The organism is Arthrobacter sp. TB 23, assembly GCF_000294595.1.
Lineage (GTDB): Bacteria > Actinomycetota > Actinomycetes > Actinomycetales > Micrococcaceae > Arthrobacter_D.
In genome coordinates this window covers 26177-39645 of sequence record NZ_ALPM01000010.1, presented here as the reverse complement: position 1 = coordinate 39645, position 13469 = coordinate 26177, and the positions used below count along the sequence as shown (strand labels likewise).

General features: G+C 63.3%; 12 protein-coding genes and 2 pseudogenes (2 of these 14 running past the window's edge). 13 read left to right on the top strand and 1 reads right to left on the bottom strand.

Translation table 11 applies throughout. The annotated features are described in order from the left end of the window. The 11 genes and pseudogenes from murC to dnaE form a co-directional block, all read left to right on the top strand. Positions 1 to 451: pseudogene (gene murC, locus B384_RS17320) on the top strand (UDP-N-acetylmuramate--L-alanine ligase) (it extends 975 nt beyond the left edge of the window). Positions 452 to 585: 134 nt separating this feature from the next. Beyond that, positions 586 to 1365: a cell division protein FtsQ/DivIB gene (locus B384_RS17315; protein ID WP_192813043.1), complete on the top strand. Its 780-nt coding sequence runs from the start codon at positions 586 to 588 to the stop codon at positions 1363 to 1365. Between the two features lie 186 nt (positions 1366 to 1551). Further along, on the top strand, positions 1552 to 2748 hold the full coding sequence (gene ftsZ / locus B384_RS0101290) for a cell division protein FtsZ (RefSeq protein WP_019481335.1): 1197 nt from the start codon (positions 1552 to 1554) through the stop codon (positions 2746 to 2748). Between the two features lie 11 nt (positions 2749 to 2759). Next, a complete protein-coding gene (locus B384_RS0101285; protein WP_019481334.1) occupies positions 2760 to 3473 on the top strand; it encodes a polyphenol oxidase family protein in 714 nt (237 codons plus the stop codon). Then, on the top strand, positions 3470 to 4234 hold the full coding sequence (locus B384_RS0101280) for a YggS family pyridoxal phosphate-dependent enzyme (RefSeq protein ID WP_019481333.1): 765 nt from the start codon (positions 3470 to 3472) through the stop codon (positions 4232 to 4234). The genes B384_RS0101285 and B384_RS0101280 overlap by 4 nt, the downstream gene beginning before the upstream one ends. 37 nt (positions 4235 to 4271) lie before the next feature. After that, on the top strand, positions 4272 to 4790 hold the full coding sequence (locus B384_RS0101275) for a cell division protein SepF (RefSeq protein WP_019481332.1): 519 nt from the start codon (positions 4272 to 4274) through the stop codon (positions 4788 to 4790). 60 nt (positions 4791 to 4850) lie between these two features. Then, entirely contained in the window at positions 4851 to 5144 is a 294-nt protein-coding gene (locus B384_RS0101270) for a YggT family protein (RefSeq protein ID WP_019481331.1), read from the top strand. Positions 5145 to 5286: 142 nt separating this feature from the next. After that, complete coding sequence (locus B384_RS0101265; protein ID WP_019481330.1) at positions 5287 to 5985, top strand: DivIVA domain-containing protein; 699 nt, start codon at positions 5287 to 5289, stop codon at positions 5983 to 5985. Positions 5986 to 6166: 181 nt separating this feature from the next. Continuing rightward, positions 6167 to 6787 carry a signal peptidase II gene (gene lspA / locus B384_RS17310; RefSeq protein ID WP_019481329.1) on the top strand — a complete coding sequence of 207 codons (621 nt, stop codon included), beginning with the start codon at positions 6167 to 6169 and terminating at the stop codon, positions 6785 to 6787. Then, entirely contained in the window at positions 6784 to 7719 is a 936-nt protein-coding gene (locus B384_RS0101255) for an RluA family pseudouridine synthase (RefSeq protein ID WP_019481328.1), read from the top strand. The genes lspA and B384_RS0101255 overlap by 4 nt, the downstream gene beginning before the upstream one ends. A gap of 66 nt (positions 7720 to 7785) precedes the next feature. After that, positions 7786 to 11355, top strand: coding sequence for a DNA polymerase III subunit alpha (dnaE, locus tag B384_RS0101250; RefSeq protein WP_019481327.1), 3570 nt, complete (start codon positions 7786 to 7788; stop codon positions 11353 to 11355). Positions 11356 to 11367: 12 nt separating this feature from the next. On the opposite strand, the gene B384_RS0101245 is transcribed toward dnaE, so the two are convergent. Continuing rightward, positions 11368 to 11886, bottom strand: coding sequence for a flavin reductase family protein (locus B384_RS0101245; protein WP_019481326.1), 519 nt, complete (start codon positions 11884 to 11886; stop codon positions 11368 to 11370). A gap of 55 nt (positions 11887 to 11941) precedes the next feature. On the opposite strand from B384_RS0101245, the gene B384_RS0101240 reads away from it, so the two are divergent. Both B384_RS0101240 and B384_RS21450 read left to right on the top strand, forming a co-directional pair. Further along, positions 11942 to 12454 (top strand): hypothetical protein, encoded by a 513-nt coding sequence (locus tag B384_RS0101240; RefSeq protein ID WP_019481325.1) that lies wholly within the window; start codon positions 11942 to 11944, stop codon positions 12452 to 12454. A gap of 81 nt (positions 12455 to 12535) precedes the next feature. Continuing rightward, positions 12536 to 13469 (top strand): annotated as a pseudogene (locus B384_RS21450) (alpha/beta-hydrolase family protein); it runs 786 nt beyond the window's last position.

The window sequence follows — 13469 nt, the reverse complement described above, 5'->3', positions numbered from 1 at the left end:
GTTCGAAGCGAAGGGTGCTGGCAGGGGAGTGAGGGTTTTCGACGACTACGCTCATCACCCCACCGAAGTGACGGCGGCCCTGACGGCGGCACGTGCCGTCGCTGCCGGCCACCACGTGCACGTCCTCTTCCAGCCGCACCTGTTCTCCCGCACCCGGGAATTCGCGGTGGAGTTCGCCCAGGCGCTCAACCTGGCGGACTCGGCCACCGTACTGGATATATATGCGGCCCGCGAGGACCCGATGCCCGGCGTGACCAGCCGACTCATCACCGACCAACTCACCGTGCCCGGCGGGTACGCCCCGGATCCTGCAGCAGCCGTCAGGGCAGTCGTTAACCGTGCGGCCCCTGGGGACATCATCCTGACCGTGGGGGCGGGTGACGTCACCCAGTACGGTGCCGAACTCGTCGGCCTGCTCACCCTGCCCGACAACAGCGCCCGCGACTCATGAGCCGTCGCAAGCCGAAACCCCCCGGTGCAGGGGCCGAGGCCGGCGCGGGTTCCGAGCTGGCTGCGGGGTCAGGGACGGGGTCCGGCGCGCCGGCGCCTGTCCGGGTGCCACGGGTCACCAGCAGTAAGGTCTCGATGCTCAAGATCCCAGGGGACCCGTGGCTACCGGAGGAACTTGACGATGACGACACCGCCAATTCGGTGGTTGCCTTCCCTGAGCCGCCCAGGAAGCGTCGACGTCGGAATCTCATCCTGGGCCTCACCGGTGTGGTGCTACTGATGGCGGGGTTGCTTGCCTATCTCATTTTTTCGCCCGCCCTGGCGCTACGCTCCGTCGAGGTGAGCGGCAATACGCTCGTGACCACCGAGGAGGCCACGGCCGCCCTCGACCCGTTGCTGGGAACACCCCTGCCACAGATCGCCGACGAGGATGTCGAGCAGCTCCTCGAAGGGTTCGCACCGATTGAAAGCGTCACGGTGGCCGCCGTACCGCCGTCGGGCCTGGCGATCACCATTGAGGAACGGATACCGGTGGCGATCCTGCAGAGCAGCGAGCGTTTTATCCTCATCGATGCGGAGGGGCGCCAACTTGCCTCGGTTGCCGACCGCAATGCCGTTCAGCTGCCCCTCATCGATGGCGGCACCGATGCGGTAAACAGCGAAGTGTTTTCCTCGATCGCCGAGGTGCTCGACGCCTTGCCGGAGAGTATCCTGAATCAGCTCAATCACGCATCGGCGGACTCCGTGGATTCGGTCGAACTGTCCCTCGCCAATGACCAGACCATCTTCTGGGGTAGCTCGGACGAGAACCAGGCCAAGGCGCTGGTGCTGGAGGCGCTGCTATCAGGCCCGCAGACCGATCCGCCGGCCGAGGTCTTTGACGTAAGCACGCCGTTGAGTCCGGTCACTCGCTAAAGAATTATCCGACACGCGGGCTCGGTCATTGCAGATGAGTGCACCTGCCCATAGCGTCTTGAATAGAAGTTACTTGACATAACATTGACTTTCAAGTTGAGAGTTAATGTTGTCAAGGTGAAGGCTGGGAACAGATCCAGCCGGATCAGGCCCCACACAGCGCATTCGAACAAGGGACACAGGACCGTGGCAGCACCGCAGAATTACTTGGCCGTCATCAAGGTAGTAGGCATCGGCGGCGGTGGCGTAAACGCCGTCAACCGAATGATCGAGGTGGGATTGCGTGGCGTTGAATTCATCGCCATCAACACCGACGCACAGGCCCTGCTGATGAGCGACGCCGACGTGAAGCTCGACGTCGGACGGGAACTGACCCGCGGCCTCGGCGCCGGCGCAGACCCAGAGGTGGGACGCCGCGCGGCCGAAGATCATGCAGAAGAAATCGAGGAAGTCCTGCGCGGCGCCGACATGGTGTTTGTTACCGCAGGCGAAGGCGGCGGTACGGGAACCGGTGGTGCACCGGTCGTGGCTCGTATCGCGAGGTCCCTGGGCGCCCTGACCATTGGCGTGGTCACCCGTCCCTTCACCTTTGAAGGTCGGCGCCGGTCGAATCAGGCCGAAACCGGGATCGATACGCTCCGCGACGAGGTTGACACCCTGATCGTCATCCCCAACGATCGTCTGCTCTCCATCAGCGACCGCAACGTGTCGATGCTCGATGCCTTCCGCTCAGCCGACCAGGTGCTGCTCTCAGGTGTTCAGGGCATCACCGACCTGATTACCACGCCTGGCCTGATCAACCTCGACTTCGCCGACGTGAAGTCAGTGATGCAGGGCGCCGGTTCGGCGCTGATGGGCATCGGCTCGGCACGCGGCGAAGATCGGGCCGTCAAGGCGGCCGAACTGGCCATTGCCTCGCCGCTGCTTGAAGCATCGATCGACGGAGCTCACGGTGTTCTGCTCTCCATCCAGGGTGGCTCCGATCTGGGGCTCTTCGAAATCAACGAGGCGGCCCGCCTGGTCCAGGAAGTAGCGCACCCCGAAGCGAACATCATCTTCGGTGCCGTAATCGACGACGCCCTCGGCGACGAGGCTCGGGTCACCGTGATTGCAGCTGGCTTCGACCAGGTCGACGCGACGTCACAGCCCAGCTCACAGCTGTCCAAGCCGGTCTCAGCGCCGTCCGTCGGAGCGAGCGCCCCGGCGGCGGCCGCAGCGGTTCCCGCGTCGGCAGGCCTCGGCGCCTGGTCGCAGCGGTCGCAGCAGTCAGGCAACAACGTCCCAGCCGACTCAGGGTTCGACGTCGACCTGCCCGCCGTGGTGGAGCCTGACTTCTCCTCGAGCCGGTCAGACGAACTCGATGTGCCTGACTTCCTGAAGTAACCACCGACGCCGTGTTCTTCTGGCGCCAGGAAATCGGCCCCGGCCGTTGGGTAGCCTTCACGAATAGTGGGGCGGGCAATCTCGCACTTCATGTGGGGGATAAGCCCGCCTCGGTCCTTCGGCGTCGGCGGGAGCTCGAAGCCGCCATGGGTATCGACGAGGGTTCCCTCCGGTTCATGCACCAGACTCACTCGGCCACCGCCGAGATAGTCGAGGACGCAGCGGCGGGTGAGCTGATCAGCGCTGATGCGTTGGTAAGCGTCAGCGGGGCAACCCCGCTGGCGGTAATGGTCGCCGATTGTGTTCCGGTGGTTCTCTCCGCCGGGGACGGTGCAGAGGGAGCCACGGCTGTTGTGCACGCCGGCCGCCAGGGTATCCTCGACGGCGTCATCGCCAACACGGTCGAACTGCTGCGCAGCCGGAATGCCCGGAACCTGGTGGCCTGGATTGGCCCCGCTATTTGCGGCGACTGCTATGAGGTCCCCGAGGAGATGCGCCGCGAGGTAGCTGCCGTGGTTCCCGCCGCGTCAGCCACCACCCGGTGGGCGACCCCCGGCCTTGATCTGCCTCAAGCCGTACGGGCGCAGCTTGAGGCACTCGGTGTGGCTGTGCAACAGGTCAGCGAGGGTTCCTCGACACTCTGCACCCTTGAGAATGGGGCACTGTATTCGCACCGTCGCAGTTCCGCAGCTGGCCGGATCGCCGGGCTGGTGTGGACCCAGTGACCGACCCCCAGCGCGCCGACGAGCTCAGCGAACGGCTCTCGGCGGTGCACCAACGAATCGATCAAGCGGTGCTGGGATCGGGGCGTACCGATAAACCGCGGCTCATCGTTGTCACCAAATATTTCCCGGCGAGCGACCTGCGGATCCTGGCCGCCCTGGGCGTGACCGAGATGGGAGAAAGCCGGGACCAGGAGGCCGCAGCCAAGGCCCAGGAGCTCGCGGACCTGGGAGTGCGCTGGCATTTCATCGGCCAGCTGCAAAGTAACAAGGCGCGGTCGGTGGTGCGCTACGCACACGCAGTCCATTCGGTGGACCGGGCACCACTCGTCGCTGCGCTCGGCAAAGCGTTGGCTAACCGGCGAACCGAACCGGGCCAGGACACTGACAGCACCAGCGCCGCCAAGGCCCTCGCCTGCTTTATCCAGGTCGATCTGTCGACCGGGGACAGCCGCGCTGCGACGATCAGTGGGCATCAACGAGGGGGCGCCGCCCCGACCGACGTCGTCGCCCTGGGGCGGCTCGTTCAAGCGACCGACGGTCTCTCGCTGGCTGGTGTGATGGCTGTTGCGCCGCTGGGCAGAGACCCCGTTGCTGCGTTCGGAGAGCTGGCCGAGATCTCAGCCACGCTCCGTGGCGAATTCCCCGCAGCCACCGGCATCTCGGCTGGTATGAGCGGGGATCTCGAAGCCGCGGTCGCAGCCGGCGCGACACACCTCAGAATAGGTTCGCAGGTCCTCGGTGAACGCCCACCCTTGAGGTAGCGTCTGGACTATACCCAATGACACGACAGGAGCTACCATGGCTGGCGCACTGCGCAAGACAATGATCTATCTTGGGCTCGCCGACGGTGATGAGCACTACGAGTCCGAGCAGAAGAACTTACAAAGCAGGAACGAGGATCACCTAGTGGACTACGACCGTGACGACCGGCATGCTGACGCCCCGCAGGCGGCCAGGCTCGCTCCGGTGGACGAGTACCGTGCCCCGGTGACCCCGATCAAGCGCGCACAGTCCTCACGCGAGGATTCGGCAGCTCTCCGTCAGATCACCACCGTGCACCCACGGTCCTACAACGATGCGAAACTGATCGGTGAAAGCTTCCGCGACGGCATCCCAGTGATCATGAATGTCACAGACATGGGTGAATCGGATGCAAAACGCCTGGTGGACTTTTCGGCTGGTCTGGTCTTTGGCCTGCACGGCAGCATCGAACGGGTTACCAACAAGGTCTTCCTCCTGTCGCCCTCCTACATTGAGGTACTCGGAGAAGACCAGAAGGCCAGCGAGGCGCAGGCTAGTTTCTTCAATCAAAGCTAGCGTGGTTAACTGGTTCACGAGTTCCTCTCAAAGTATCGCTTTTAGGACTGTGACTGCCGCGTGAGTTTGGTTTTTGTTCTGATCTATCTGGTACTGATGGTCGTACAGATAGCCCTGATTATTCGGATCGTCTACGATGCCGTGCAGATGTTTGCGCGTGGCTGGCGCCCCAAGAGGCTGGCCCTGGTGTTGGCTTCGGGCGTCTACACTGTGACCGATCCGCCGATCAAGGCGCTTCGTCGACTGATCCCGCNNNGGCTGGGTGGAGTGTCGCTGGATCTGGCATTCTTGGTGGTGTTCCTGGGAGTAACCATTCTCATGTTCGTCGCCGCCGGCTTGGCCACGTCGGTCTAGCCGGTTAGTTTTCGAGTCTCAAAAGATATACGCTGAATCACATAATTGGTGTGAATTCTCGAGTTTTATGTCCGCAATTCGGTACCGTAGTCAGGTCTGCTTCATAGGCAGGCATGTCTTATAACCACTATGAGGTGACCAGATGGCCCTGACGCCAGAAGATGTTGTCAACAAAAGGTTTCAGCCCACTAAGTTTCGTGAAGGCTACGACCAGGACGAGGTAGACGATTTCCTCGATGAGATCGTTGTCGAACTCCGTCGCCTGAACCAGGAGAATGACGAACTGCGGCGCAAGCTCGCGGACGCCTCCTCCTCGACGTCCCAGAACGCTGTGGTTCCCGCCCCCGTGTCGGCGAGCTCGCATACCGAAGAGGTCAAGGACGAGCCCAAGGCGAAGGACGAGCCCAAGGCGAAGGAACAGCCAAAGGTTGAAGAGCCCAAGGGTGAAGAGAAGAAGTCCGAAGAGCGTCCGGCTGCTGCTGCAGCACCCGCGGCGGCAGCACCAGCCGCTTCGGGCACCAGTTCAGCTGAATCGGCTGCCGGTGTGCTGGCGATGGCTCAGAAGCTTCACGACGAATACGTCAACGCCGGTGTCGAACAGCGCGACAAGATCATCGCCGAGGCGCAGATCGAAGCCAGCAGCATGGTCAACGAGGCCGAAGAGAAGACCCGTAAGACCCTGGGCGCCCTCGAGCAGCAGAAGTCTGTGCTCGAAGGCAAGGTTGAGCAGCTCCGCAGCTTCGAACGCGACTACCGTTCACGTCTGAAGGCCTACATTGAAGGCCAGCTGCGCGATCTGGATTCCCGCGGATCGGTAGCTTCCGAAGCCACCGGCTCCTAGGCGCTTCACCTGTATTACCGCTGCACCAGATGACCGGTGCAGTCCAGCTAAAGGCAACTCAAGAGGCCGGCCCCCGGGAATTCCCGGCGGTCGGCCTCTGCCGTAGGCTGGATGTCAACCTTTGTGCGGCAGTCCACCCCACCCCGGCGCAGTCAGCGGCAGCGCCAAACCTGAAAGCGCTATGACAGACCAGACACCAGAGCACGGCAACCCAACCGGGTCCGATGAAACCTCCCCCGCCGCCCGTGAGACCCCCACGGCGGCCAGCCATCGCGGGCGTACGGGTGCGCGCTACGCGCTGCTCTTCGTCGCGTGCTTCGCCGTCATCTACGTAGCTGACCAGTTGACCAAAATCTGGGTCGTCTCCACCATGACCGAGGGACAGATCACCCCGGTCCTTCCGCCTCTGCTGAACTGGCACTTCATCCGCAATCCCGGTGCCGCTTTTTCGATTGGCACCGACTACACCTGGGTTTTCACCATCATCATGGCCGTCGTATCAATTGCGATCATCTCCCAGATTCGAAAGGTGGCGTCCTGGTGGTGGGCAACAGCCCTGGGGCTGGTCCTCGGAGGCGCTCTCGGCAACCTGACCGACCGTCTGCTTCGCGAACCATCGTTTGGGCAGGGCCATGTGGTCGACTTCATCGCCCTGCCCAACTTCGCCATCTTCAACATCGCCGATTCAGCCGTGGTCACGGGCGTCAGCCTGATCTGTCTGCTCACCTTGCGGGGGATCGGCATGGACGGCAAGCGCAGCAACGACGAACCTGTGGTTGACGGCTCGGCGGACGCCAAATGAACGCCGTCGAACGGGACGAACGCGTTCCCACCGAGCTAGGGGGCGCCCGCGCGGACGCCGTGCTCGCCGCCGTCGCCGGGGTGTCCCGCTCCGCTGCCGCCGCATGGTGTGTGGCAGGGTTCGTGACGAGCGACGGCAAACCCGTTGGTAAATCCGACCGGCCCGCTGCCGGTGCCGTCCTAAGAATCAGGGTTCCGGCAAGCGTCGACCCGCTGGCCGTGGTCGTCGAAACTGTTGACGGGATGGGGATTCTCTACGACGATGACGATCTGGTGGTCATCGACAAGCCGGTCGGGGTCGCCGCGCATCCGTCGCCGGGGTGGGTGGGCCCGACGGTCGTCGGCGCCCTCGCCGCCGCCGGGTACCGGATCTCGACGTCGGGTGCCACCGAACGCGCCGGTATTGTCCACCGCCTGGATGTGGGAACCTCCGGAGCGATGGTGGTCGCCAAAACCGAGCACGCCTACACGGTCCTGAAGCGGGCGTTCAAGGAACGCACCGTGGAGAAGGTCTATCATGCGCTGGTCCAGGGTCTCCCGGACCCCCTGGTTGGTACCATTGACGCCCCGATTGGTAGACACCCGGCCCACGACTGGCGGTTCGCTGTGCTGGAAGACGGAAGGCCCTCCAGGACTCATTACAAGGTGCTCGAAGCGTTTGGGAAGGCTAGCCTTCTCGAGGTCAACCTCGAGACCGGCCGGACCCACCAGATCAGGGTCCATTTTTCGGCGCTTCGGCACCCCTGCGTGGGGGATCTCACATACGGCGCTGACCCTCGGCTTGCCGCCAACCTGGGGCTCACCCGCCAGTGGCTCCACGCCCAGAAACTTACCTTCGAACATCCGGTCTCAGGCGACACCGTCAGCGCGACCAGCCCCTACCCCAATGATCTGCAGTATGCCCTCGACGCCCTGGCGGCCGGGAACGTCTAGGCCGTGACGCCTCGTTCGCGGACCGGCATGTCAGCCGGGGGCGCCGGCCGACTGACCTAGAATGGGATGGTGGTTTCAACAGCATCTCCCCAAGTTTCCCCGGCCAAGCCAACCCGCGAAGACTCCTTCGTTCATCTGCATAATCACACCGAGTATTCAATGCTCGACGGCGCCGCCCGGCTGACTGACCTGTTCAGCCACACCGAGGAACTGGGCATGAATGCGCTGGCCACCACCGACCACGGGTTTGTGTTTGGGGCGTTCGACTTTTGGGACAAGGCGCGGGCCGCCGGGGTGAAACCCATTATCGGCGTCGAGGCGTATCTGACGCCAGGCACCGCCCGGGCTGACAAGACCCGCGTGAAGTGGGGTGGTGGTGGCCGCGATGACGTGTCGGGTGCCGGCGCCTACACGCACATGACCATGTGGGCTGAAACCACCGAGGGGATGCACAACCTGTTCCGGATGTCTTCCCTGGCATCGCTGGAAGGCTACCTCTACAAGCCCCGGATGGACCGCGACCTGCTCCAGACCTACGGCAAGGGCCTCATCGCCACCACCGGTTGTCCCTCCGGGGAGGTGCAGACAAAACTCCGCCTCGGTCTCTACCGCGAGGCAGTCCAGGCGGCCTCAGATTTCCGCGACATTTTCGGCGTCGACAACTTCTTCTGCGAGTTGATGGACCATGGGCTCGATATTGAACGCGCCGTCCAGTCGGACCTGATCAAACTTGCCAAGGAGTTGGGGTTGCCGTTGGTGGCCACCAACGACCTGCACTACACCCACGCCGAGGACGCGAAAGCCCACGCGGCGCTCCTGTGCGTGCAGTCCGGTTCCACCATGGCCGACCCGAAACGGTTCAAGTTCGACGCCGACGAGTTTTACCTGAAGTCGCCCGCCGAAATGCGCTCCATTTTCCGGGATCACCCGGATGCTTGCGACAACACCCTGCTCATCGCCGAGCGGTGCGACGTCGAGTTCAATACCAAAGCAAACTACATGCCTGGCTTCCCCGTCCCCGAGGGTGAAAGCGAGCAGTCCTGGTTCGTGAAGGAGGTCGAGACGGGGTTGCAGTACCGGTACCCCATGGGCATCCCCGACGCGGTCCGCAAGCAGGCCGAGTATGAGACCGGCGTCATCACCCAGATGGGATTCCCCAGCTACTTCCTGGTGGTCGCCGACTTCATCAACTGGGCCAAGGACAACGGCATCCGGGTGGGCCCCGGCCGAGGCTCCGGTGCCGGGTCAATGGTCGCCTACGCTATGCGCATCACAGACCTCGATCCGCTGCAGCACGGCCTGATCTTCGAACGGTTCCTCAACCCGGAGCGCGTCTCCATGCCCGACTTCGACGTCGACTTCGATGATCGGCGCCGTTCCGAGGTGATCCGGTACGTCACCGAGAAGTACGGCGACGAGCGAGTCGCCATGATCGTCACTTACGGCACCATCAAGGCCAAGCAGGCCATGAAGGATTCCTCCCGGGTGATGGGGTACCCGTTCTCGATGGGGGAGCGGCTCACCAAGGCAATGCCGCCAGACGTCATGGGCAAGGGCCTGGCCCTGACCGATGTGCATGACAAGAACTCCAAGCGGTACTCCGAGGCCGAGGAACTGCGTGAACTGCTGAAGTCCGACGCCGACTCCGCGAAAGTTTTCGAGACAGCGCTTGGCCTCGAAGGCCTGAAGCGCCAGTGGGGCGTCCATGCGGCGGGCGTCATCATGTCCTCGGACCCGTTGATCGACATCATCCCGTTGATGCGTCGTGACCAGGATGGTCAGATCATCACCCAGTTCGATTACCCGACCTGCGAAAACCTCGGGCTGATCAAAATGGACTTCCTCGGGCTGAGGAACCTGACGATCATCACCGACGCGGTGGAGAACATCAAGCTCAACAAGGACATCGACCTGGTGCTCGAGGAGCTGGACCTCGAGGACCAGGGCTCCTACGAGCTGCTGGCCCGCGGTGACACCCTGGGTGTGTTCCAGCTCGACGGTGGCCCGATGCGTGCCCTCCTGAAATTGATGCGCCCCGACAACTTCGAAGATATCTCGGCTGTCATCGCGCTGTACCGACCAGGACCGATGGGTGCGAACTCGCACACCAATTACGCCCTGCGCAAGACCGGCGCCCAGGAAGTCACCCCCATCCACGCCGAACTGGAAGAACCACTCGCCGAAATCCTGGGAACCACCTACGGCCTGATCGTGTATCAGGAGCAGGTGATGGCGATTGCCCAGAAGGTCGCTGGCTATTCGCTGGGCCGCGCGGACATCCTGCGCCGGGCGATGGGCAAGAAGAAAAAATCCGAACTGGATAAGCAGTACGAGGGCTTCGCCAACGGCATGAAGGACAACGGATACTCCGAAGCGGCGATCAAAACGCTGTGGGACATCCTGCTGCCCTTCTCCGACTACGCGTTCAACAAAGCGCACTCTGCGGCCTATGGGCTGGTGTCTTACTGGACGGCCTACCTCAAGGCCCACCACCCGGCCGAGTATATGGCCGCCCTGCTCACGAGCGTCGGCGATGACAAGGACAAGCTCGCGATCTACCTCAACGAGTGCCGCCGCATGGGTATCACGGTGCTCCCGCCGGACGTCAACGAATCCAGCGTCAACTTCACCCCGGTCGGCACTGACATCCGCTTCGGGATGGGGGCCATCCGCAACGTCGGCGCCAACGTGGTGGGCGCGATGGTGGGAGCCCGCACCGAGAAGGGCGCTTTCACCTCCTTCAGCGACTTCCTGCAGAAGGTGCCGGCGGTGGTCTGCAACAAGCGGACTATCGAATCGCTGATCAAGGCCGGGTCGTTCGATTCGCTCAAGCATCCGCGGCGCGCCCTGGCCATGATCCACGAGGAAGCCGTCGATTCGGTGATCGTCCTCAAACGCAACGAGGCCGCCAACCAGTTTGACCTTTTCAGTGCCTTCGACGAACCCGGATCGGTGGGTGGGCTCTCCGTTGAGGTGCCGGATCTGCCGGAGTGGGAGAAGAAGGACAAGCTTTCCTTCGAACGGGACATGCTGGGACTTTACGTTTCCGATCACCCGCTGCAGGGACTCGACGGGATCCTGAGCCAGCACGCCGACTCCTCGATCACCTCGATCATCAGCGACGAAGGCCCGGCCGACGGCGCGATGGTCACCATCGCCGGCATGATCACCTCGTTGCAGCGGCGGATCGCCAAGAACAGCGGCAACGCCTACGCCCGCGCCGAAATCGAAGACCTCGCCGGGTCGATGGAAGTGATGTTCTTCGGCCAGGTTTACGGCCCAATCGCGGGGGTCCTCGCCGAGGACCTCATCGTCGTCGTCCGCGGACGTTTGCAGCGGCGCGACGACGGTGCGGTCACCTTGAACGCGCAGGAGCTCAGCGTTCCGGACCTTAGTGAAGGCCATTCCGGGCCGGTGGTGATCTCCATGGCGCACCACAAGGCGACCGAGACGGCAGTCGTGGCGCTGCGGGACGTCCTCAGGACCCACCCTGGTACCAGCGAGGTCCAGATCCGGTTGAACAGCAACCGGAAGGTCGAAGTAATGAGGCTCGGCGTTGAACTGAGAGTCAACCCGACGTCATCGCTCTTCGGCGACCTGAAAGTGTTACTGGGGCCGGCCTGCCTGGACGTGTAGGCGTCTGACGCGCTAGATCTCGTAATCCAGCGCTGTGGGTTGCCCGTAAACGCCGCCGTGATAGAGCAGGGGAACGCCCGGCGGGCCGACCTCGCCGGCCTCCACCTCGGCGACCACGACCGCGTTGTTTTCGAAGGACAGCCTCATGCTGATGCGGCCGATCAGGTGTGCTGCCACACCCTCCAACAGCGGCACACCGTGCGGTCCGGGCTTCCAGTGATCTCCGCTGAAACGGTCGCGGCTCCGGGCGAACCGGTCGGCCAGCTCGCGGTTACCCAGCCCGAGCATGTGGACGCCGATGTAGTTGGTGTTCGCGACGGCGGGCCAGGACGAGGAGGTGCGGGCCATGTTGAAGCTAAACCTGGGCGGGTCCGCGGAAAGCGACGAAACGGATGTTGCGGTGAATCCGAACGGCTGGCCCTCATAGACAGCAGTGATGATCGCTACCCCGGCCGGATGGCGGCGGAACGCGTCCCGGAAAGCTGCTGTTGAGTCATGGACTTTTGGGTCGGCTGGGCGTAGATCATTCACGCACCCCACCCTAGGGGAGGCCTTGGTGCCGCATAACTTTGTTAATGTATAAGTCATGCGATCCTCCAGTCCCGACGCCGAGCAGGCCGGAAGCTATCCGCCGCCGGTGTACTCGGTTGCCACCGAAGACACCGCCGTCCCACCCACCTCGCTTCTTTGGTGGGCATCCACGATGGTCGGTCTGGGGTTGCTAATGGGTATGGCGTGGTGGTTCGCCGCGCCGGGTGGGGGTCTGTACGGCGACCCAGCCCCCGAGGAAGCGGCCCTGGTGACTGATCTGACGCTCGGTGGTCTTCAGCTGGTGGTTGGCATCGTGGTGGGCTGGCTTCTCGTTCAACGGATGGATCTTCCCGGGGCATGGCAGCGGATTGGGTCGGCGGTGGGCGGATCGATCCTCGGATCGGTGCTAGCGGTGCTTATCGGACAGTGGCTGGGCATGATGTTCGGCGCAGATCCAGACTTTGTCTTGCTATCCCCGGGCGTAGCGGCGATTTGGCCCGGGGCCGCGGCTCTGGTGGTCTTCGTCTCGACGCTGATCGAACTAGCGTGGGGTAAACGCCGCGTCTAAAGCGCGCCGTGTGAGTCGTTCCTCCAGATGCTTGGTGAAAAAGCAGGGTCGATCTGAGTCGTTTAGACAATAATCAGACAGGTGAGCCCTTTTGAACGGAGTGCTCGATACCTTCGGGAGCACTCCACAAACCTGGTGTGTGCGCTGGTCCTGGCGTCGCTGGCGTTGACTCCCTCGTTGGTGCCCAGGCCCACGGTGTTCCAGGGGTTTCTCGCAGGCCTCTGGTTCATGCTGGGTTTCCAGTTGGGCTTCGCGGTACGCCGCCTCTGGCGGGTTGGCGTAGGACGATCCGGCAAGACGACTCGCGGCCGACGCTCCGCAGACAGAAACGAGGGTACTCGATCCGTCTCCCTGCTTGGCGCGGCAATCGGAGTCGGGGCGTTGCTCTATCTGATCGGCTACGGGGCGTTCGTCGTGTCCTGGCAGAACCAGGTCCGTGAACTGGTGGAGATGGAGCCTGTTGATGGGGCGGGCCACACTCTGTTTCTGCTGAGCATGCTCGGAACGATGCTGGTGCTGGCCGGGATTGGGGCAGGCATCTCGGCGGCACAGAGTCTCGCCGGGAAGCGTATTGCCGCCCGCGGAGGCTCCCTTCGGACAGCGCGCTGGGCGTCGCTGGCGACAGGACTGGTCCTTGGGACGGCGTTGGTGACCGGCGTGACCGGCGTCGGGCTCGGAGCTGTCGGAATAATTTACCAGGACCGCGATACCGAAACGCTGAGTGGCAGCGTGCAACCGGCGGGGGACACCCGATCAGGGTCAATCCAATCCAGTGTGTCGTGGGAGGGGCTGGGGCGGCAAGGCCGCGCTTTTGCAGGCGGTGGACCGAGTGCGGACAGGATTGCCGAGGTAACCGGGACTCCTGCTCTGGAACCCGTTCGGGTCTACGCTGGCTTGTCCCACGGCGGGGATGCGAGGGGGCGTGCTGCGTTAGTAGTTGAGGAACTTGAGCGCACCGGCGGGTTTGAGCGCGAGGTGTTGCTGGTCGCAACGCCCACCGGATCGGGATGGCTCG

What these genes read in the sequence shown, in the direction of transcription:
- B384_RS17315 (WP_192813043.1), top strand. Translation starts at nt 586, where the DNA reads ATGCTCAAGATCCCAGGGGACCCGTGGCTACCGGAGGAACTTGACGAT.
- lspA (WP_019481329.1), top strand. Translation starts at nt 6,167, where the DNA reads ATGACAGACCAGACACCAGAGCACGGCAACCCAACCGGGTCCGATGAA.
- dnaE (WP_019481327.1), top strand. Translation starts at nt 7,786, where the DNA reads ATGGTGGTTTCAACAGCATCTCCCCAAGTTTCCCCGGCCAAGCCAACC.
- B384_RS0101275 (WP_019481332.1), top strand. Translation starts at nt 4,272, where the DNA reads ATGGCTGGCGCACTGCGCAAGACAATGATCTATCTTGGGCTCGCCGAC.
- B384_RS0101240 (WP_019481325.1), top strand. Translation starts at nt 11,942, where the DNA reads ATGCGATCCTCCAGTCCCGACGCCGAGCAGGCCGGAAGCTATCCGCCG.
- B384_RS0101255 (WP_019481328.1), top strand. Translation starts at nt 6,784, where the DNA reads ATGAACGCCGTCGAACGGGACGAACGCGTTCCCACCGAGCTAGGGGGC.
- B384_RS0101265 (WP_019481330.1), top strand. Translation starts at nt 5,287, where the DNA reads ATGGCCCTGACGCCAGAAGATGTTGTCAACAAAAGGTTTCAGCCCACT.